This is a genomic window from Rhizobium sp. 21-4511-3d, from assembly GCF_053522545.1.
The window spans coordinates 186,878-205,708 of the sequence record NZ_JBNWCF010000011.1 but is presented as its reverse complement, the minus strand read 5'-3'; the positions used below and the strand labels follow the sequence as shown (position 1 = coordinate 205,708).

Sequence of the window (18,831 nt, the reverse complement as noted above, 5' to 3'; positions counted from 1 at the left end):
GTTTGAGGATTTTTATATGACTTTTAATGCCCCCATCGAACCGCCCTCGCCGTTGGAGGCTCTGCCCGACCTCCTGATGCGCATCGTTTCCGAGCTGCATGACGTTGCCTACCTGATCGAACGCATCGAACCCCAGCTTCTCGAAATCGGCGGTGCCGATATCCTCAATGCGCCCGACAGCATGAAGGTCATGCAGGGCATCGACCTTGCCGTCCAGAAGACCCGCGGCCTCGCCGAATTCATCGATACGATCACCGGCGAAATCCCGCAGAACTGGACCGTCGACGTCGCAACGGCCCTGAGTCTGGTCAAGCTTGCAGAAATGCAGAAGGCCCTTGGCGGTGCCACGCGGCATGGTCATTCCCAGCCTCTCAGCAAGGCAGCAGGCGACTTCGACTTTTTCTGATCCCTGCTTTTCAAGCATGCCCTGACGAAACGCTCGCACAAGTTTCGGTCTCTATCAAGGAATGAGGCAATAAGCCTGTTTTGTCTTTGACGGATCGTGCGAGAACAGAATGAATCTGTTAAATCAATTAGTTCAGGTCATGAAGAACCTCGGTTCGCTAGGCCGGACCCGCCTGCTGGCGCTTGCGGGTGTGGGTGTTCTTTCAATAGCAATTGTTTTGGCTGCGGCCCTTTTTGTTAATAAGCCTGCCCAGGAAACCCTTTACGTCGGCCTCGACAGCCCTGATCTCAACCAGATCAGCATGGCACTTGCCGAAAACAATATGGCATTCGAGGTTGGTACCGACGGTTCCAGCATCACCGTACCGGCTGGCATGACCGGCAAGGCCCGTCTGCTTCTTGCAGAACGCGGCCTGCCGAACAGCGCCAATGCCGGTTACGAGCTTTTCGACAAGGTCGGCTCCCTCGGCCTGACGTCGTTCATGCAGGAAGTCACTCGCGTTCGCGCGCTTGAAGGTGAAATCGGTCGCACCATCCAGTCGATCTCGGGCATCAATGCCGCCCGCGTTCACATCGTCATGCCCGAAGTCGGCAACTTCCGCAAAGCAGAGCAGAAGCCGACGGCATCGGTCATGATCAGAGCGAGCGCCGCCACGGGGCGAAGCGCTGCAAGCTCCATCCGCCACCTGGTCGCCTCGGCTGTGCCGGGGCTCGATGTCGATGACGTCACGATTCTCGATTCGACCGGCCAGCTGCTCGCTTCCGGCGACGAAGCCGGCAACAACACGCTTAATCGTTCTCTCGGCATCGTGCAGAACGTCCAGCAGGAAGTTGAATCCAATATCGACAAGGCTCTCGCACCCTTCCTCGGTATGGATAACTTCCGCTCCAGCGTGACGGCGAGCCTCAACACCGACGCTCAGCAGATCCAGGAAACCACCTACGATCCGGAATCCAAGGTCGAGCGTTCGGTTCGCACGACCAAGGAAGCCAACCAGTCGTCGCAGAAGCAGTCTGACAACGCCACGACCGTCGAGCAGAACGTTCCCCAGGCCGCTCCTGAAGCTGGTGGCGCTGCCGGTCCTCAGTCGGAAGACAAGTCCGATAAGAAGGAAGAGCAGACCAACTACGAAATCAACAGCAAGACGACGGCCACGACGCGCAACAGCTACAAGATGGAAAAGCTCTCCATCGCCGTTGTCGTCAACAAGGGCCGTATCGCCAAGATGGTCGGCGAGCCCGCAGACCAGGCCAAGATCGACGCCTACCTTGCCGAGATGAAGAGCATCGTCTCCTCGGCCGCCGGCATCGACGCCAGCCGCGGCGACGTCGTGACGGTCACCGCCATGGACTTCCTCGAGAACCAGCTGCTCGACGATACCACCAGCGGTCCCCGCGTTCTCGACATGCTGAGCCGCAACCTTGCGACCATCATCAACTCGCTCGCCTTCCTGGGTGTCGCCTTCATCGTGGTCTGGATGGGCATGCGTCCTCTGGTCCGTTCGATCGGTGGCGGCGGTGCCGGCGCAGGCATCCTCGGCGACAGCTCGTCGGAATCGGCCGGCCTCGAACTGCCCGACTTCGCTCCGGCAGCAGCAGGCGGCGGGGCAGGCGGAGCGCTCATGGACGGCTTCGGCTCGGACTTCGGCTTCGACAGCACCGAGGACCTTCTCAGCCTCGGCGACGACGACGGCAACTTCAATCGCCGCGTCAAGGAAGGCCCGGAACGCAAGCTGTCTCGAATGGTCGAAATCAACGAGGAGCGCGCTGCGAAAATCCTCAGAAAATGGGCGGTCGATCACGCCGCGTAACGAACAAAGGCCGGGCAACCGGCCTTTTTCTTTGCCTGTAACAGGCCGCTGGAGCGGTCCGGCGATCCGTCAACTTGACTGACCTTTTTTGGGGGAATGATTAGCTGGCACAAAGAAAACGCATTTTGTCCGATTGTGGCAAAATGGCCTTAATCCCCAGGCGAAACATATACTCTCGATTGAACGAAAAAGGGAAATACACAGGAATTGCTTAAACGATTATCTAGTTGTTCATTAAGTACATTTTCGGCTAATCATCGTAATATTGCTGATCAATATCGACACTTGGCGATATACATTAGATATGCTGATGCAATATTGACTGTTCTTGCCTCGCGCATGGCGTGAATTGTGTTGCGGAACAGAGAGAATCAATTTAGCTTTACTAGAAATTAATCGAGCGACCTCTGCGTGCGAATCAGCGCACGGAATGCGGCAACAGTAAATCCCCAGAACTCGGAGATGGCGATTTGGAGCGCTTCGCCTAGGCTTTGGTGATTCGTGTAAGGGTTGCCGCGGGCCGGAGTTGAACCTGCGCAGTTAGTGCTTTTGCAAAGATTGGTTTTGAGCCGCAGGACGCTGCCTATGGATATGCATATATTGCAGTCGCTTAAGGGCGAAAATCAAACGGCGAATTTTATTGGCCTTCAGGCGTCTAGTCTGTGTTCGCGGGACGAGTTGATCAAGCAGCTCGGAGAGATCGCGGATACCGGCCGTTTGCAACCTGCGATGCGCACCCTGACAGATTACGTCGGCGCCTCCCATTACCTGCTCGCCCGTTCCGACCTGGTTCAGGAAGATGGCCTCGATTTCATCGTTTCCTCCGACTGGCCGTTCGATCTGGTCAAGGATCTGGCCGGTGCGCTCGTCAGCGGTTATTCGCGCACGACCGAGCTTGAGAAGTGCATGCAGCTCTTCCAGCCAAGCTTCTCGCTGCTGCCCGACAATGCCGATGTGCCGGATGGCGCCAGCCGCCAGTATTGCACGCTGTCCTTCAACGTCGGCCGTTCGCGCCTGTCGCTGATGTTCCTCTTCGACGACGGCTTCATTCTTTCTCCGGAGCGCCTGCGCGACGTCGGTCTGCTGGCCGGCTATTTCGCCAGCTTCCTGCGCTGCGGCGGCACCAAGGCCGACCGCGACTTCGAACTGACCGAGCGCGAGCTCGAGTGCCTGTTCTGGATTGCCGAGGGCAAGACCAGCGACGAGATCGCCATGATCCTCGGCATCTCGCGCAACACAATCAACAACTACATCACAAGCGTGATGCGTAAGACTGCTACCAAGACGCGGTCTGAAGCGATTGCATTTGCGGTCAGGAACAGTCTGGTCTGAGAGGGGTTACATGGGGCAGCCGTCAACCAGAACGATGGGAAATACCGACATACGGTCGATGAGGGTCAGCAGGGTTTCCAGCCGCTCCGATCTTTTCCCGCGCCTCGTCGCCATGCAGAAGCTGGCTGACGCGCAGAATTTCGGTGTCTTCCGGGTCAGCGGCTCCGGCGTTCCGGCCAAGCAGCGCCTCGTTTGCGAGCTCGAGAATTGGGGACCGTCCAGCAACGCCGCAAAGGCCTTCGTCGACGCCTACGGCGAGTTCCTGCTCGAACATATCGACAAGTCTCTGTTACCGCTGACATGGGCTGGAGGCCACGACAGGGCCGCTCCTGGCCCCGCAGCATTTGCACCCTTCCTGACGCGTCTGAAGGACGGCGTGCTGCCGTTCTCGGGCATGGCCTTCCCGGTGCGCCTCGGCGCCAACGGCAACGGCTATGTCGTCTTCACCGGCGATTATATGGAACCCGGCAGCGATACGATCATCGAGCTCCACGGCCGCAGCAGCCATATCATGATGGACCTGCTCTCCCTCGACGAGCGCCGCGCGGCCGCATCGGAAGCGCTCAGCGAGCGCGAGATCGCCTGCCTGCAGCTCGCCGGCGACGGCCGTATCAGCGAAGAGATCGCCGACAAGCTTGGCCTCTCGGTTCACACGGTCAATGCCTATCTCGGCTCGGCGACCATCAAGCTGGATTCGGTCAACCGCATCCAGGCGATCGCCAAGGCGATCCGCCTCGGCTACATCAGCTGAGAGCAGAAAGCCCGGCGGGAGAACCAGCCGGGCTTCAGCACTGAATTTCGAAAATGATCAGCCGGCGAAGGCCGGGTAGGACGGGCGCACGTTGTAACGTGCTTCGCGCAGCGCATTCTCGAGGAAAGCGGTGTTCTCGTCCGGATCTGCAGACGGATCCTGGAAAGCGATGTGATTGATCTCGATGCCGGCGACATCTTCGGCGAGCGTCAGCTGCGCATAGACGGTGACGCCGCGCGGCTTGATCTCGAGGTCGAGCACCACTTCCGGCTTGCCACCCCATTCCAGCGTATAATTGCCGCCCAGGCCGAAATTGACGGTGCCCGGATGGAAGAAAAGCTCGGCAGCGGAAGCCACCAGATCGGCGAGATTGCCGTAATACTCGAATCGCAGCAGCGAAATCAGGTCGGATGCGTCCAGAAGCCGAAGCTCCGTCGCAACCGGGCTGATCGCCTCAGCTAGAATTCTTTCACGCTGCGAGGAGTAGGGGCACTTCTTCATGCTGTTTATCTGACCCGCTTGTTCTTGGCTTGTGCGGCGTACACCCGGTGGATGAGCTCCGCGACGGCCTTGTAGAAGACTGACGGGATGACACTATCTATCGAGACTTGCGCAAACATGGAGCGTGCAAGCGGCGGATCTTCGAAAACGGGGATTCCTTGCTTCTCGGCTATCTCTCTGATTTTCAACGCAATGAGGTCCTGGCCCTTGGCAATGACGATCGGCGCGTCGTTTTCCTCGCGCACGTAGCGCAGTGCCACGGCAAAGTGCGTCGGGTTGGCGATGACCAGCGTTGCGCGCTCGACATTGGCGATCATGCGGCGGCGGGCGCGGTCGCGCATCAGCGAGCGCTGGCGGCCCTTGACGAAGGGGTCACCCTGCGACTGCTTGTTTTCTTCCTTCACTTCGTGGCGCGTCATCTTCAGTTCGCTGAACCAGTGATGGCGGGTCCAGAAGAAGTCGGCGATCGCGACGAATGCGGTGGCAAACAGCACGATCAGCACGATCTTGCGCATGATCGTCATCGCCCGCTCGAAGAAGGTCTGCGGGTCGGAGAACATCGAATCGATCGAGCTGAAATATTCGCTCTTCAGCACGAAGAACATGATGAGGCCGACGACGACGACCTTGAACAGCGATTTGCCGAATTCGATCAGGCCGGGCACGCTGAACATGCGCGCGAAACCCTTGGCCGGCGACAGCCGCGAAAATTGCGGTCGGATACGCTCCAAGACGACGCTTGGAAGGTTCTGGCTGAGCGAGGCGATCAGCCCGAAACACATGAACAGCAGCATGGCGGGCGTCAGCAATACCGCGCTGACCCAACCGAGATGCACGAAGAGAGACATGGCATCCGGGCCGGTCTCGATCTTCCATTGGTCCGGCTGCTCGAAAATGTCGCGCAGCTGCTCGCTGACGGTGCTGATACCGTCGGGCAGGTAGAAGGTCAGATAGACGTAGGTGGCGAGAACCGTGGCAAAGATCGGCACCTCTCGCGAGAAGGGGGTATTACCTTTCTCGGCGGCATCCGACAGTTTTTTGCCTGTCGGGTCTTCTGTTTTGCTGTCCTTGTCTTCATCAGCCAAGTGAACGGCACTCCCTGAACGGAAAAGGCCGCGACAGAGCGCGGCCCGACAGGGAAAGGGTAGTCTCCCGGCGCATGGCGATCAACCGCGCGGCGCCGGGAGGAGATAATTGTCAACAGCTGCGGTGGCTTATGCCGCCGCCGCTGGCTCGCCCTCGGTCTCCTTGAGCTGGATCTGGCCCGAATTTGCCAGGCGAATCGCTTCCTGAGCGACGGCGCGGCGGGCAATAGCGATCTCGCGCGGGTTGATACCCGTCGTACCGCTCTGCAGATCCGATTCGATCATGCGGCGCTGACGCGGGCTGATCGAAGCGAGAACCGATTCGCGAATTTCGGCAGAGGCGCCACGCAGCGCCATCGTGAGAATGTCTGCCGAAATGTCGTTGAGCAACATGACGCGGCTGCGCTGCGGCATGAGGAGCAGGTCTTCGAAGAGGAAGATCTTCGGACGAACCTTGTTGACCGCTTCGCGGCTGATCGATTCGAGCGAGGTGAGCAGCGTATCGACCTGCGGCTTGTCCATCTCGTTCATCAGCTCGGCGACCTTGTTCGAGCCGCTCGAATTCTTCTCGGCATCGATCTCGGCAAGCAGCGTCATGACCTGCTTCTCGATGATCTGCGCCGCCTTCGGGCTGACGGACTTCAGGTTGACCGTACGGTTCATGATGTCGGCACGGCGGCTGTCGGGCAGCTGCATCAGCACCTTGGCGCCGAAGGACGACGGCATCATGGACAGGATGTAGGCGATGGTCTGCGGATGTTCGCGCAGCAGGAACTTGCCGATGAAGGCCGGGTCGCCTTCACCAAGGCGATCCCAGATCGACGTCTCATAGGCCTGGAAGGCCGTACGGCGGCCGAGCAGGCTATCGACTTCGTCAGGCGTCAGGCCTTCCTCGAGAATGCTCTCGATGGCCTTGGCGTTGTCCATAAGGCCAGCGCCTTCGGTAAACAGGTCTTCAAATTCAGCGACGAGGCCAAGCAATTCATCCGGCGGAATAGCACGAAGGGCCTGTGCCGAAGAGATGATCGTCTGCAACTCAGCCTGCGTAAAATATTTCAACAGCCGGCCAGCGACTCCCTTCCCCATAGCGAGGAGTACAGCCGCTGCCTTTTCAGCCTGGGTCAACGGTTTCCCGGCAATAGCGCCGCTGAAATCGTCAAAGTCCATCATGGTCTAACCTCTCCGTCCCTAAAACCGGGATCAGGCTTTTTTGGTACTTAAAACTTCTATCAGTTTTACGCCGAAACGCGTGTCGTCATTTTCCAGAACGGTGATTTCGCCGCGTGCAATCTTGCGGCCATTCACCATGATATCTACCGGCTCGCCGATCCTCTTGTCGAGCGCGATCGTGGCGCCCTCGTTGAGGTTCATCAGGCCGGAAACCTGCATGCGGCTGCTGCCGAGCATGATCTGGACGTCGATCGGAATGTCCATGATCAGTTCGAAATTCGAAGACAGCGCGCTGCCGAGCGGAGCAGGTTCGCCGGAGCCTGCCTGGAAACCGGTATCACCGAAATCCGAGCTGCCGCCGAAGTCACCGCCGCCAAAGGCCGCACCGGCATCGTCGTCACCACCGAAGTCGCCGAAGGTCGAAAGGTCGGTGCCGGTGCTGAATGCATCGGCGTCGCCGCCGAATTCCGGGAGACCGCCTTCGGAATCCTGCTTCAGGACACCGCGAAGATCATCGATCGCCTGATCGAGGTCAGCCTCGTTGCCCGGAAGCTCCAATGACAGATCGTCGTTCTGCTGTGTTTTCTTCGTAGCCATGAAATCACTATTCCAGTTGAAACTTGCCTCAAGCTGCCGTGGCAGCGAAATGGCGGGAACCGATTAATTCATTAAGTGGCGGATCAGCTCGTCGTCCGAGCTCATCGTATCCTTGACCCGGACCGTGTAATTCTCGCCGGAACGCCCAAACTCGCACACATACAATTCCTTGCTGTTGGCGCTGACCTCGACCCGGACATCGCCGGAATCGCGGAAAGGAATGACATCGCCGGCGGCAAGCTTGGAGATTGTGCGCAGCGTCAGGTCCTGCAGCCGGATCTTGGCTTCGAGCGTCACCTGCGAGCGGCGAACCTGCTCGCTGATCTGCTCCGTCCAGGCGGCCGACTTCGAGGCCTGGCTCTTTGCCTTCGGCGCCGAAATCTGCGTCTTCAGCAGGGCCTGCTGCAGCACGATCAGCGAGAATTCCGAGGTGATGCCGGCAAGCGTGATCGACATGTTGATCGCCGCGCCAAATTCATCCGCCTTGTCGTCGGCAGGCTTCGGGCGGTTTTCCAGCGCATGCGGCAGTTCGATTGCAGGCTCGAAGCCACCAGGCGCGTTGACCGCAGAGCGCAGCACGCCGGCAATCTTGTCGAACACCATGACCGCAAGTTCGAGCTCGATCGCCGAAAGCAGGCGGTCGGCCGGCGGTTCGATCGTTTCGGGCGCCGCACCAAGCAGGCTTTCCATCAGCGTGATGACGAAGCCGTTGCCGCAGGCAAGCGTGATATCCTGGGACCAGTTGCGCAGCGTCGCATCGACCAGCGTCGAGTTGGCGCCGAGATCGGCAATCAGGTCGTTCTTGTATCCGGAATCGCAGCCGAGATAGGCGATCGTCACGTCGAGGCCGGTCTCGCTCTTGAACATGTCCGGCATGAATTCGATGTAGACGTCCGCGAATGCGGCGCAGAGTTTTTCGATTGTAGCCTTGTCGCCGAGACGGCCAGTAAGTTTGGCCAGCAGTGCGGCATTCATTGCCGGATTCTCTAGTGCAACGTTGTTCATGGTCGCTTAGGCCGCCTTGTTCTCGCCACCCGGGTTCATCATTTCCTGTTCGACCGCGTCGATCGACGGACGCTCGTAAGCGGAGATCGTCTTGCGGCCGTATTCGAGAGCAACCTGCGGTACCGAGCCGTTCATGTAGGCCAGCAGCGTCTGCTTCACGATGACGTAGAGGCGGTGCTGCTTCGAGCGAACGATCTTGATCTGCGAGCAGATCGGCGAGCAGACGCAGTAAGAGAGAAGAATACCGAGGAAGGTGCCAACGAGAGCCGAGCCGATCAGGTGACCGAGGACTTCCGGCGAGTCGTTGATGTGCGCCATGGCCTTGATAACGCCAAGAACGGCCGCGACGATACCAATAGCCGGGAAGGCGTCACCCATGGTCTGGATGGCGTGGTAGGGCTTCAGCTTGTCGTGCAGGATGGTGTTGATTTCTTCGTCCATCAGCGCCTCGATCTCGTGGGAGCGGGCATTGCCGATGATGATCAGGCGAACGTAGTCGCAGATGAAGGCCGTCAGCTCCTTGTTCTTCAGAACCGTCGGAGCGGTCTGGAAAATCGAGGATTCGGCCGGATTGTCGATATGCGCTTCGATCTCGTTGCGCGACTTCGTGCGCAGGTCGCGCATCAGCGAATACAGAACGCCGAGCGTGTCGAGATAGTTGCGCTCCTTCGGAACGGTGTGCTTGAAGGCTTCGCCGAGCGCCTTGCCCGAGTCCTTCACCACCTTCATCGGGTTACCCATGATGAAGCTGCCGAGACCGGCGCCGCCGATGATAACGAGCTCGAACGGCTGAAATAGTGCCTCGAGATGGCCACCCATGGCCATGAAGCTGCCGATGATGCAGCCGAGCGTAATCACAAATCCGATAATGATATTCATCGTCAGTCACACCTGATCGTTATTTTCACCGGAAGGGATAGGGTTGCTGGCTTGCGTCAGGCTGACGGCAGGCCGCAGAAACCGGTTTTCTGCGTGCCAGCTTCGCACAAGGAATTGCCGTCAGATTGGAGATGACGAATGGGCGAATCTCGCCCGTTTCTGAGATGCCGCCTCAGCGGAAGCCGTCGTCGAACGACAAGGAACCCGGCTTTCGTCCCGTTCATCGCCAATGCCAGGAGCTTACCCCGATGCAGTCCGGTCTTTATGTTTCTCTGTCGTCACAGATGGCACTTGAAAAGCGTTTGACGACCATCGCGGACAACATGGCAAACGTGAACACGACGGGCTTCCGCGGCACGGAAGTGAAGTTCAACCAGATCCTCAGCAATACCGACAACAAGCTGAACGCCAAGGTCGCCTTCGTTTCGCAGGGCAACGACTATCTCTCCAACGAGACGGGCGAACTGCAGCACACCGGCAACATGCTGGATTTCGCGATTAAGGGCGACGCCTGGTTCTCGCTCGATACCCCGGCCGGTCAGGTCCTGACAAAGGACGGCCGCTTCACGATGAAGGATACGGGCGAGCTCGTGTCGGTTCGCGGCTATCCGGTCCTCGACGCCGGCGGCGCGCCGATCATCCTCAATACGGCAGGCGGCGAGCCGAAGGTCGGCGCTGACGGCAATATCTATCAGGGCGGCCGCCAGGTCGGCTCCATCGGCCTCTTCGAAGCCGATATCTCCAAGGGCTATCTCCGCTACGAAAACAGCGGCGTCATGACCACGGAAACGCCGCGCACCGTCACCGACCGCTTCAATATCGGCGTCGAGCAGGGCTATCTCGAAAACTCCAACGTCAACGCCATGCGCGAAATCACCCAGCTGATCGAAGTCAACCGCGCCTTCGAAAGCATCGCCTCGCTGACGACCGATAGCGAAAACTCCTTCGGCGAAGCGATCAAAACGCTGGGCGGCAGCCGCTAAGCGGAAGGGTCTGAGACATGAGCCAGACACCGCTCACCGATGGCGCGCTTTCGCCGAAGCTTGGCCACCTCGCATCGCTCGTCGACCGCTACAGCAAGCCGGAATTCTCCGTCGCCCATGGCGGCCATGTGCAGACGATCGCGGCGGGCCACTACACCGTGACAGGCCTTTCCCGGCATGTCCGCCTCGGCGAATTCGTCGCCCACAAGTCGGCAACCGGTATCCATCTCGGCGAAGTCGTTCGCGTCGAGCCAGATCTCGCCTATGTCTGCCCCATCGAGCCCGGTGAGCCGATCGGCATCCACGACACGGTCATCCGCAAGGGCGCCTTCCGCATTTCGCCCTCCGAAAGCTGGTGCGGCCGCACGATCAACTCGCTCTGCGAGCCGATCGATGGTCTCGGCCCGGTTGTCGAAGGTCTCGACCGTCGCTCGATCTCCAATACCGCCCCGCCGTCGATGACGCGCCGCCGCGTCGACAAGGGCTTCAAGACCGGCGTTCGCGCCGTCGATATCTTCTCGCCGCTCTGCCACGGCCAGCGCCTCGGCATCTTCGCCGGCTCCGGCGTCGGCAAGTCGACGCTCTTGTCGATGCTCGCCATGGCCGATGCCTTCGACAAGGTGGTGATTGCGCTGGTCGGCGAACGCGGCCGTGAAGTGCGCGAATTCATCGAGGATACGCTCGGTGAAAACATGAAAAAGTCGATCGCCGTCGTCGCCACCAGCGATGAAAGCCCGATGCTGCGCAAGATGGCGCCGCTGACGGCGGTGACGATCGCCGAATATTTCCGCGACCAGGGCCAGAACGTCCTGCTCATCGTCGACAGCGTCACCCGCTTCGCCCATGCGATCCGCGAAGTCGCTACGGCGTCCGGCGAGCCGCCGATCGCCCGCGGCTATCCGGCCTCGGTCTTCACCGAATTGCCGCGTCTTCTTGAGCGCGCCGGTCCCGGCCCCGAAGGCACGGGCACGATCACCGCGATCATCTCGATCCTCGTCGATGGCGACAATCACAACGACCCGATCGCCGACTCTACCCGCGGGATTCTCGACGGCCACCTCGTTCTGCAGCGCAGCCTGGCGGAAGAGGGGCGCTATCCGCCGATCGATCCGCTGGCCTCGATCTCGCGTCTCGCCCGCAAGGCCTGGACGCCGGATCAGGAGAAGCTGGTCTCGCGCCTGAAGTCGCTGATCCACCGTTTTGAAGAGACGCGCGACCTTCGCCTGATCGGCGGTTACCGCCCGGGTGCTGACCCGGATTTGGACATGGCGGTCAAGCAGGTACCAATTATTTACGATGTTTTGAAACAGTCGCCGGGCGAATCGGCGTCGGCAGATGCCTTTGCTGATCTCGCGGCTGCGCTCAAGGCTGGGGCAGCCCCGCCCAACCAGCCTGCACCCAAAAGAGGTTAGTCGTGACCGGGTTTGAAGACGACGACGAGCGCATTGCTCCGCTGAAATCCGATGAGAAGCGCAAGTCGATGATGCTCGACCGCGTGCTGACCGTGACCGGTCTCGCGCTCGCCGGCGCTGCCGCGATCTTCCCTTGGTACGTCTTCTTCAACGAAGACAAGTTCAGCCTCAATATCGCCCAGGGCGACCGCACCCGCGACCTCCCGGATTGGCCGGCCCGCAATGTCTTCAGCGTGTCGCCGCTGGCGATGGTCAACAAGAACGAAGTCAAGAACAAGCCGGAACCGCCGATCGACCCGCTGACGACAGCAACGGTCTCGAGCGTCGGCAAGGAAATCGACAAGGGCCTGGTCCCGGAAGACCAGCCATTCCCGGCGAGCTCCGGCTTCAAGCTCCTGCATGTCGCAAACGGCCGGGCGCTGATCGAAGACCCCTCGGGCATGTATGTCGTGCGCGTCGGTTCGGTGCTTCCCGACGAAAGCCGCCTGGCGACGATCGAGCAGCGCGACGGCAAATGGGTGATCGTCACCTCCAAGGGCGACATCTACCAGTAAGCGTCAGCCTCTCGAGCTGAATGGAATGCTTCACGGCCCCGGTTTTCCGGGGCCTTTCCGTTTGTGCTGCGCCTGATCGGCAACAGGCCGCAAAAGCCGAATTCTCCGTAAGTCTGACGCAAGATTACCGCCCTAGGGTCGTCTCAGTAAAAACGGAGAGTTCCCATGCAACCGATTCAACTTTTCGACTTGGCCTCGCGGCAGGCGGAATGGCTGACGATCCGTCAGGAGGTTGTGGCCGGCAACATCGCGAACGCGAACACGCCGAAGTACCGTGCGAAGGACATCACGCCCTTTCAATCGGTTCTCGACAAGTCTGATGTTGCCATGGCGCGCACCAATCCTGCGCATTTCAGCGGCAATGACTTCAGCACCAGCGGCGACATCGACGTCAAGGAGGCCGCACTCGATCAGGAGATCGGCGTGCAGGAATCCGGCAACACCGTCGGTCTCGCCGAGGAACTCTCCAAGTCCGGCGAAATCAAGCGCCAATACGAGCTGAACACCTCGCTGGTCGGCTCCTTTAATCGAATGATGTTGATGACCGTAAGGAAGTAAAATCGTGGATCCTTTATCAGCAGCCATGAAGATTGCTGGGTCGGGGCTTGAGGCTCAATCGACTCGCCTGCGCATTGTCTCGGAAAACATCGCGAACGCCCGTTCGACCGGCGACACGCCTGGTGCCGATCCCTACCGCCGCAAGACCGTTACCTTCGGCGAACAGGTTGACCGTGCAGCCGGCTTAACCACCGTCAACGTCAAGAAGCTCGGCGTCGACGAATCGGAATTCACCACTGAATACGACCCCAGCAATCCGGCAGCGGATGAGCGCGGCGTGGTGAAGCTGCCGAACGTCAACATGCTGGTCGAAATGGCCGACATGCGCGAAGCCAACCGATCCTATGACGCCAATCTGCAGACCATCAAGCAGACCCGCGACTTGATCTCCTCCACCATCGACCTCCTGAAGAGCCAGTAATGATCAGCAACGTACAGAACATCGGTTCTCTTTCCTCCACACGCGGCCTCGGCAGCGTCGTTGGCGAGAATTCTTCCTCTTCGGTCACTTCGGCGGCCGAAAGTGCAAAGGCAGACCAGAGCTTCGCCTCCGTTATGGGCAACATGGCCACCCAGGCCATAGACTCGGTAAAAGGCGCGGAATCCATGTCCTTCGCCGGCCTCAAGGGCACCGCGACGACCCGCGAGGTCGTCGACTCCATGCTGCAGGCGGAACAGACGCTGCAAACCGCAATTGCCATCCGTGACAAGGTCGTTTCGGCCTTCCTCGACGTCACCAAGATGCAGATGTAACCGGATAAGGACGGACCGATGAGAGCGCTTGCCATTGCGGCCACGGGCATGGATGCCCAGCAGACCAACCTCGAAGTCATCGCGAACAACATCGCGAACATCAACACCACCGGTTTCAAGCGCGCCCGCGCCGAGTTCACCGACCTTCTGTACCAGACCGAGCGCGCCAAGGGCGTTGCCAACCGCGCCAACCAGGCGATCGTGCCGGAAGGCGCGAATATCGGTCTCGGCGTTCAGACCTCGGCCGTGCGCAACCTGCACATCCAGGGCGAACTCAGCCAGACCGGCAACGACCTCGACGTCGCGCTCGTCGGCCGCGGCTTCTTCCAGGTTCAGGCGCCCGACGGCACGACGCTCTATTCCCGCGCCGGCGCCTTCAACAAGAACGAGACCGGCCAGCTGGTCACCGCCGACGGCTATACCGTCGTTCCCGGCGTCACCATCCCGACCGGCTCGACGCAGCTGACGATCAGCCGCTCCGGCGAAGTGACCGCCGTTCTCGCCGGCCAGACCGATCCGACGACGCTCGGCCAGCTGACGCTTGCAGACTTCGTCAACGAAGCCGGTCTCCAGCCGATCGGCGACAACCTGTTCCAGCAGACGCCGGCATCCGGTGAAGCTGTCGTCGGCACGCCCGACGAGCAGGGCTATGGCTACATGAAGCAGGGCTACCTGGAATCGTCGAACGTCGATCCGGTGAAGGAAATCACCGACCTGATCTCCGCGCAGCGCGCCTATGAAATGAACTCGAAGGTCATCACCACTGCCGACGAAATGGCCTCCATCGTCAGCAAGAACCTGAAGTAATCTAGGAAAGGGCCGAACATGATGTTTCGCCGGGCGAGAAATACCGTCGCTCTGACGGCATTCGCTGCGATCGCTTATGCCGGGATCCTCGTGACCCCGGCGGCGAACGCCAGCATGGGTTACGCAGTCGTTCCGACCGCGATCATCTATCCCGGCGAAACCATCGCTGCCGGCCAGCTCCAGGAAGTCGAAGTCACCAACCCGAACCTCTCCGGCGGCTATGCAAAGTCGATCGACGAGGTGCAGGGGATGATTTCGAAGCGCACCTTGCTTCCAGGCCGCACGATCAGCGTCTCGGCGCTGCGCGAACCCTATACGGTGACGCGCGGCTCGCAGATCCGGCTGGTCTTCAACATCGGTAACATGACCATCTCGGCGGCCGGTTCGCCGCTGGAAGACGGCTCGACCGGTCAGGTCATCCGCGCCCGCAACATGGATTCGGGCGTCATCATCAGCGGTACAGTCCTCGCTGACGGCACCATTCACGTGGCGGCAAAATGAAGATCGTCTCTCGCATCATCGCCGCGTTTGCGGCTCTTTCCATGTGCATGGGAAGCGTGACGCCCGCCTCGGCGCAGATGGCCTCGCGCATCAAGGACATCGCCTCGCTGCAGGCCGGCCGCGACAACCAGCTGATCGGCTACGGCTTGATCGTCGGTCTGCAGGGAAGCGGTGACGGTTTCCGCGCCTCGCCTTTCACCGAGCAGTCGATGCGCGCCATGCTGCAGAACCTCGGCATCTCGACGCAGGGCGGTGAATCGAACGCCAAGAACACGGCGGCCGTCATGGTCACCGCCAACCTGCCGCCGTTCGCCAGCCCCGGCAGCCGCATCGACGTCAATGTCAGCTCGCTCGGCGACGCCACGTCGCTGCGCGGCGGTACGCTGGTCATGACCTCGCTGTCCGGCGCCGATGGCCAGATCTACGCCGTCGCCCAGGGCTCGGTCGTCGTATCGGGCTTCCAGGCGCAGGGTGCGGCCGCAAGCGTGACCGAAGGTGTGACCACCGCCGGCCGCGTGCCCGGCGGCGCGATCATCGAGCGCGAGCTGCCCTCGCGCTTCAAGGATTCCGTCAATCTCGTGCTGCAGCTGCGCAACCCCGACTTCTCGACGGCCGTGCGCATCGCCGACGTTGTCAACGGCTATGCATCCTCTCGTTTCGGCGGTCCGGTTGCCGAAGCCAAGGACGCCCAGGAAGTCATCGTCCAGAAGCCGCGCGAAGCCGATCTCACGCGCCTGATGGCCGATATCGAAAATCTCATCGTCGAGACCGATACACCGGCCAAGGTCGTCGTCAACGAGCGCACCGGCACCATCGTCATTGGTGCGGACGTCCGCGTCTCGCCGGTGGCCGTCAGCTACGGAACGCTGACCGTGCAGGTCACCGAGACGCCGCAGGTCATCCAGCCATTGCCCTTCTCTAAGGGGCAGACGGCGGTCCAGCCGCAGACGGATATCGCCGCACAGAAAACCGGCGGCCGTGTCGCGATCCTGCAGGGGCCCGATCTCAGGACGCTCGTCGCCGGCCTGAACAATATTGGCGTCAAGCCTGACGGCATTATCGCCATCCTTCAGGGCATCAAATCTGCAGGCGCTCTGCAGGCGGAGCTCGTACTGCAATGATCAAGCTCAACAAGGACATGACCGTCTCGGAACTCGTGCGGCGCCTGGCATTGCCGGCCGCCGCCGTCATGCTGCTGACGATCCCGGGCGCCTTTGCCCAGGAAGCGCCGAAGCCTGAGGGCGACATCACCTCCGAGGACGAGATCAAGCAGTTCTGCACCAACATTGCCGATCCCGCTCGCGACCAGCGCTATCTGCTGCAGAAGCAGGATCTGGAAAAGCTCCGGGCCGATATCGATACGCGCATGGCCGAGATGGACAAGCGCAAGGCCGAGTATCAGGATTGGCTGAAGCGCCGCAACGACTTCCTCAAGCAGGCGGAAGCGGGCCTCACCGACATCTACAAGAACATGAAGCCGGACGCGGCGGCGCTGCAGCTTGAGAAGGCCAATACCGGGATCGCGGCGGCCGTGATCATGCGGCTCGGTGCGCGTCAGTCGAGCCTGATCCTGGCCGAGATGGATCCTGAAAAGGCAGCCGTCATCGCCAACATCATTGCAAGTGCATCCGATCCCAATACGTCGAAGGATCCCTCATGAATAAGCGTTTCCCGGCTGCCATCGCCGCCGTTGCCCTTCTCGCCGGCTGCCAGTCGCCGCAGTCCGTGAGAGAGATCGGCAGGGCGCCCGCCATGAGCCCGATCGGCAGCGGCCTGGCCTATGGCCAGACGCCGCAGATGGCGCTTTATCCAAAGCAGCCGCGCCAGGTCGCACAGGGCTATTCGCTCTGGAGCGATAGCCAGGCCGCGCTCTTCAAGGATGCCCGCGCTCTGAACGTCGGCGATATCCTGACGGTCAACATCCAGATCAACGACAAAGCGTCGTTCGAGAACGATACCAGCCGTAGCCGCACCAATTCCAGCGGCATGAACTGGGACGTTCAGGCCAATATCCTCGGCTGGAACCCGAAGTCCAAGACCGACCTGACCTACGGCTCTGACACGAGCACCGACGGCAAGGGCAAGATCGACCGCTCCGAAAAGCTGACGCTGCTCGTCGCCGCGGTGGTCACCGGCATCCTGGAAAACGGCAACCTGGTCATCAGCGGCTCGCAGGAAGTCCGCGTCAACCAGGAAATCCGTATCCTGAACGTCGCCGGTATCGTTCGACCGCAGGACGTCAACGCCGAAAACCAGATCTCGTATGAAAAGATCGCCGAAGCCCGCATCTCCTACGGTGGCCGCGGCCGCCTGATGGAAGTGCAGCAGCCGCCGCGCGGCCAGCAGGCCGTCGATCTCTTCTCACCGCTCTAAGGCCAGGAAACCATGGCAGACGAAGAAACAGGCGAAGCCAAACCGAAGAAGAAATCCGGAGCGATGATGACGATCGTCGGCGTCGCGGTATTGACCCTTCTCGGCGCCGGCGGTGGCTGGGCTGTCGGCTCGATACTCGCCCCGAACGTCAAGAGCGCCGAGCAGGCCGAAAAGCCGGCCGACCCGAAGGCGGCCGGAGGCGAGAAGAAGGAGGGCGAAACCGGCCTTCCGCATATCTCGACCGAGGCCAACAACGTCGTCCAGCTCGAGCCGATCACCTCGAATCTCGCTTATCCCTCCGAAAACTGGGTGAGGCTAGAGGTCGCACTTCTCTTCAATGGCCCCCCCGACGTGAAGGTCGCGGAGGATATCCATCAGGATATAATGGCTTACATCCGCACTGTTTCGCTGCAGCAGATCGAAGGTCCGCGCGGCTTCCAATATCTACGGGATGACATCCAGGAACGTGTTGACCTGCGCTCTCAGGGGCGCGTATCCAAGGTCATGTTCAGGACCTTTGTCGTCGAATGATTCGATTCATAATTTTCTTGGCCGCCATGATGGCGGTACCGGAATTGGCGGTGGCTCAGCAGCTGCCGACAAATCTGTTGAATATCCCTGTCGATGGTTCGGTCGCGGCCTGGATCATCCGTACATTCGGCCTTCTGACCGTTCTTTCGGTCGCGCCGGGCATCCTGATCATGGTGACGAGCTTTCCGCGCTTCATCATCGCCTTCTCGATCCTGCGCACCGGCCTCGGCCTCTCCTCGACGCCATCCAATATGATCCTGTTGTCGCTGTCGCTGTTCATGACCTTCTACGTCATGACGCCGACCTTCGACAAAGCCTGGCAGGATGGGGTGCAGCCGCTGCTTTCCAACCAGATCCAGGAACAGGAAGCCATCCAGCGCATCGCCGAGCCGTTCCGCACCTTCATGGCCGCCAATACCCGCGACAAGGATCTGGCGCTTTTCGTCGATCTTGCACGTGAGCGTGGCCAGAACGTCCAGACCGGCGCCCAGATCGATTACCGCGTGCTGATCCCGGCCTTCATGATCTCGGAAATCCGCCGCGGCTTCGAAATCGGCTTCCTCGTCGTCTTGCCGTTCTTGGTCATCGACCTGATCGTCGCCACCATCACCATGGCCATGGGTATGATGATGCTGCCGCCGACGTCGATCTCGCTGCCCTTCAAGATTCTCTTCTTCGTGCTCATCGACGGCTGGAACCTTCTGGTCGGCAGCCTGGTTCGCTCGTTCAGCTAAGCCACAGCAGTTTTCCCTGGCCGGGTCTTCGGCCGCCACAGCAGACAACAAAAAACCCGCCTGGATCTCTCCGGCGGGTTTTGTGTTTG

General features: G+C 60.4%; 23 protein-coding genes. 17 read left to right on the top strand and 6 right to left on the bottom strand.

Annotation, left to right across the window (positions count from 1 at the left end; genetic code table 11):
* Positions 1-16: 16 nt before the first annotated feature.
* The 4 genes from cheT to visR all read left to right on the top strand — a co-directional run bounded on the left by cheT (position 17) and on the right by visR (position 4,299).
* Positions 17-406, top strand: a complete 390-nt coding sequence (gene cheT, locus ACQZ5H_RS23400; protein WP_112713330.1) for a chemotaxis protein CheT — start codon at positions 17-19, stop codon at positions 404-406.
* Positions 407-515: 109 nt separating this feature from the next.
* Complete coding sequence (gene fliF, locus ACQZ5H_RS23395) at positions 516-2,216, top strand: flagellar basal-body MS-ring/collar protein FliF (protein WP_112713328.1); 1,701 nt, start codon at positions 516-518, stop codon at positions 2,214-2,216.
* Positions 2,217-2,801: 585 nt separating this feature from the next.
* Positions 2,802-3,548: a transcriptional regulator VisN gene (visN, locus tag ACQZ5H_RS23390; protein ID WP_112713326.1), complete on the top strand. Its 747-nt coding sequence runs from the start codon at positions 2,802-2,804 to the stop codon at positions 3,546-3,548.
* 10 nt (positions 3,549-3,558) lie between these two features.
* On the top strand, positions 3,559-4,299 hold the full coding sequence (gene visR, locus ACQZ5H_RS23385) for a transcriptional regulator VisR (RefSeq protein ID WP_112713324.1): 741 nt from the start codon (positions 3,559-3,561) through the stop codon (positions 4,297-4,299).
* Positions 4,300-4,356: 57 nt separating this feature from the next.
* Here the strand turns inward: visR and ACQZ5H_RS23380 are convergent, their stop codons facing one another.
* The 6 genes from ACQZ5H_RS23380 to motA all read right to left on the bottom strand — a co-directional run bounded on the left by ACQZ5H_RS23380 (position 4,357) and on the right by motA (position 9,536).
* Positions 4,357-4,800, bottom strand: a complete 444-nt coding sequence (locus ACQZ5H_RS23380) for a hypothetical protein (RefSeq protein WP_112713322.1) — start codon at positions 4,798-4,800, stop codon at positions 4,357-4,359.
* A gap of 5 nt (positions 4,801-4,805) precedes the next feature.
* Positions 4,806-5,885, bottom strand: a complete 1,080-nt coding sequence (gene flhB / locus ACQZ5H_RS23375) for a flagellar biosynthesis protein FlhB (protein ID WP_112713320.1) — start codon at positions 5,883-5,885, stop codon at positions 4,806-4,808.
* 129 nt (positions 5,886-6,014) lie between these two features.
* Positions 6,015-7,055, bottom strand: a complete 1,041-nt coding sequence (gene fliG, locus ACQZ5H_RS23370; RefSeq protein WP_112713318.1) for a flagellar motor switch protein FliG — start codon at positions 7,053-7,055, stop codon at positions 6,015-6,017.
* Positions 7,056-7,085: 30 nt separating this feature from the next.
* Entirely contained in the window at positions 7,086-7,652 is a 567-nt protein-coding gene (fliN, locus tag ACQZ5H_RS23365) for a flagellar motor switch protein FliN (RefSeq protein WP_112713316.1), read from the bottom strand.
* Between the two features lie 63 nt (positions 7,653-7,715).
* Positions 7,716-8,657, bottom strand: coding sequence for a FliM/FliN family flagellar motor switch protein (locus ACQZ5H_RS23360; protein ID WP_449099124.1), 942 nt, complete (start codon positions 8,655-8,657; stop codon positions 7,716-7,718).
* A 6-nt stretch (positions 8,658-8,663) separates the two neighbouring features.
* Positions 8,664-9,536: a flagellar motor stator protein MotA gene (gene motA / locus ACQZ5H_RS23355; protein ID WP_112713312.1), complete on the bottom strand. Its 873-nt coding sequence runs from the start codon at positions 9,534-9,536 to the stop codon at positions 8,664-8,666.
* A gap of 248 nt (positions 9,537-9,784) precedes the next feature.
* Between motA and flgF the strand changes: the two genes are divergently transcribed.
* The 13 genes from flgF to fliP all read left to right on the top strand — a co-directional run bounded on the left by flgF (position 9,785) and on the right by fliP (position 18,742).
* Positions 9,785-10,519, top strand: coding sequence for a flagellar basal-body rod protein FlgF (gene flgF, locus ACQZ5H_RS23350; RefSeq protein WP_112714354.1), 735 nt, complete (start codon positions 9,785-9,787; stop codon positions 10,517-10,519).
* A gap of 17 nt (positions 10,520-10,536) precedes the next feature.
* Positions 10,537-11,931 carry a flagellar protein export ATPase FliI gene (gene fliI / locus ACQZ5H_RS23345; RefSeq protein WP_449099123.1) on the top strand — a complete coding sequence of 465 codons (1,395 nt, stop codon included), beginning with the start codon at positions 10,537-10,539 and terminating at the stop codon, positions 11,929-11,931.
* Positions 11,932-11,933: 2 nt separating this feature from the next.
* The gene (locus ACQZ5H_RS23340; RefSeq protein WP_112713308.1) at positions 11,934-12,485 is read left to right on the top strand and encodes a flagellar protein; all 552 of its coding nucleotides are present in this window, start codon (positions 11,934-11,936) and stop codon (positions 12,483-12,485) included.
* A gap of 165 nt (positions 12,486-12,650) precedes the next feature.
* Entirely contained in the window at positions 12,651-13,043 is a 393-nt protein-coding gene (flgB, locus tag ACQZ5H_RS23335; protein ID WP_112713306.1) for a flagellar basal body rod protein FlgB, read from the top strand.
* Between the two features lie 4 nt (positions 13,044-13,047).
* The gene (gene flgC / locus ACQZ5H_RS23330; RefSeq protein WP_112713304.1) at positions 13,048-13,464 is read left to right on the top strand and encodes a flagellar basal body rod protein FlgC; all 417 of its coding nucleotides are present in this window, start codon (positions 13,048-13,050) and stop codon (positions 13,462-13,464) included.
* On the top strand, positions 13,464-13,796 hold the full coding sequence (locus ACQZ5H_RS23325) for a flagellar hook-basal body complex protein FliE (RefSeq protein WP_112713302.1): 333 nt from the start codon (positions 13,464-13,466) through the stop codon (positions 13,794-13,796). Before flgC ends, ACQZ5H_RS23325 begins: the two co-directional genes overlap by 1 nt.
* A gap of 18 nt (positions 13,797-13,814) precedes the next feature.
* A complete protein-coding gene (gene flgG, locus ACQZ5H_RS23320; RefSeq protein WP_199626184.1) occupies positions 13,815-14,603 on the top strand; it encodes a flagellar basal-body rod protein FlgG in 789 nt (262 codons plus the stop codon).
* Positions 14,604-14,621: 18 nt separating this feature from the next.
* Complete coding sequence (gene flgA, locus ACQZ5H_RS23315) at positions 14,622-15,104, top strand: flagellar basal body P-ring formation chaperone FlgA (protein ID WP_112713298.1); 483 nt, start codon at positions 14,622-14,624, stop codon at positions 15,102-15,104.
* Entirely contained in the window at positions 15,101-16,225 is a 1,125-nt protein-coding gene (locus ACQZ5H_RS23310; protein WP_112713296.1) for a flagellar basal body P-ring protein FlgI, read from the top strand. Before flgA ends, ACQZ5H_RS23310 begins: the two co-directional genes overlap by 4 nt.
* Positions 16,222-16,764, top strand: a complete 543-nt coding sequence (locus tag ACQZ5H_RS23305) for a MotE family protein (RefSeq protein ID WP_112713294.1) — start codon at positions 16,222-16,224, stop codon at positions 16,762-16,764. The genes ACQZ5H_RS23310 and ACQZ5H_RS23305 overlap by 4 nt, the downstream gene beginning before the upstream one ends.
* Positions 16,761-17,477 (top strand): flagellar basal body L-ring protein FlgH, encoded by a 717-nt coding sequence (gene flgH, locus ACQZ5H_RS23300; RefSeq protein ID WP_112713292.1) that lies wholly within the window; start codon positions 16,761-16,763, stop codon positions 17,475-17,477. The genes ACQZ5H_RS23305 and flgH overlap by 4 nt, the downstream gene beginning before the upstream one ends.
* A gap of 12 nt (positions 17,478-17,489) precedes the next feature.
* Positions 17,490-18,008, top strand: a complete 519-nt coding sequence (locus ACQZ5H_RS23295) for a flagellar basal body-associated FliL family protein (protein WP_449099122.1) — start codon at positions 17,490-17,492, stop codon at positions 18,006-18,008.
* The gene (fliP, locus tag ACQZ5H_RS23290) at positions 18,005-18,742 is read left to right on the top strand and encodes a flagellar type III secretion system pore protein FliP (protein ID WP_112713288.1); all 738 of its coding nucleotides are present in this window, start codon (positions 18,005-18,007) and stop codon (positions 18,740-18,742) included. The genes ACQZ5H_RS23295 and fliP overlap by 4 nt, the downstream gene beginning before the upstream one ends.
* Positions 18,743-18,831 lie beyond the last annotated feature (89 nt).

Excerpts from the sequence above, each read along its gene's own strand:
- visR (WP_112713324.1), top strand. The coding sequence starts at position 3,559 with ATGGGGCAGCCGTCAACCAGAACGATGGGAAATACCGACATACGGTCG.
- ACQZ5H_RS23325 (WP_112713302.1), top strand. The coding sequence starts at position 13,464 with ATGATCAGCAACGTACAGAACATCGGTTCTCTTTCCTCCACACGCGGC.
- flgG (WP_199626184.1), top strand. The coding sequence starts at position 13,815 with ATGAGAGCGCTTGCCATTGCGGCCACGGGCATGGATGCCCAGCAGACC.
- cheT (WP_112713330.1), top strand. The coding sequence starts at position 17 with ATGACTTTTAATGCCCCCATCGAACCGCCCTCGCCGTTGGAGGCTCTG.
- ACQZ5H_RS23360 (WP_449099124.1), bottom strand. The coding sequence starts at position 8,657 with ATGAACAACGTTGCACTAGAGAATCCGGCAATGAATGCCGCACTGCTG.
- fliI (WP_449099123.1), top strand. The coding sequence starts at position 10,537 with ATGAGCCAGACACCGCTCACCGATGGCGCGCTTTCGCCGAAGCTTGGC.
- flgF (WP_112714354.1), top strand. The coding sequence starts at position 9,785 with ATGCAGTCCGGTCTTTATGTTTCTCTGTCGTCACAGATGGCACTTGAA.
- fliF (WP_112713328.1), top strand. The coding sequence starts at position 516 with ATGAATCTGTTAAATCAATTAGTTCAGGTCATGAAGAACCTCGGTTCG.
- flgA (WP_112713298.1), top strand. The coding sequence starts at position 14,622 with ATGATGTTTCGCCGGGCGAGAAATACCGTCGCTCTGACGGCATTCGCT.
- visN (WP_112713326.1), top strand. The coding sequence starts at position 2,802 with ATGGATATGCATATATTGCAGTCGCTTAAGGGCGAAAATCAAACGGCG.
- fliP (WP_112713288.1), top strand. The coding sequence starts at position 18,005 with ATGATTCGATTCATAATTTTCTTGGCCGCCATGATGGCGGTACCGGAA.
- fliN (WP_112713316.1), bottom strand. The coding sequence starts at position 7,652 with ATGGCTACGAAGAAAACACAGCAGAACGACGATCTGTCATTGGAGCTT.
- ACQZ5H_RS23305 (WP_112713294.1), top strand. The coding sequence starts at position 16,222 with ATGATCAAGCTCAACAAGGACATGACCGTCTCGGAACTCGTGCGGCGC.
- motA (WP_112713312.1), bottom strand. The coding sequence starts at position 9,536 with ATGAATATCATTATCGGATTTGTGATTACGCTCGGCTGCATCATCGGC.
- flgH (WP_112713292.1), top strand. The coding sequence starts at position 16,761 with ATGAATAAGCGTTTCCCGGCTGCCATCGCCGCCGTTGCCCTTCTCGCC.
- ACQZ5H_RS23310 (WP_112713296.1), top strand. The coding sequence starts at position 15,101 with ATGAAGATCGTCTCTCGCATCATCGCCGCGTTTGCGGCTCTTTCCATG.
- flgB (WP_112713306.1), top strand. The coding sequence starts at position 12,651 with ATGCAACCGATTCAACTTTTCGACTTGGCCTCGCGGCAGGCGGAATGG.
- ACQZ5H_RS23295 (WP_449099122.1), top strand. The coding sequence starts at position 17,490 with ATGGCAGACGAAGAAACAGGCGAAGCCAAACCGAAGAAGAAATCCGGA.
- fliG (WP_112713318.1), bottom strand. The coding sequence starts at position 7,055 with ATGATGGACTTTGACGATTTCAGCGGCGCTATTGCCGGGAAACCGTTG.
- ACQZ5H_RS23380 (WP_112713322.1), bottom strand. The coding sequence starts at position 4,800 with ATGAAGAAGTGCCCCTACTCCTCGCAGCGTGAAAGAATTCTAGCTGAG.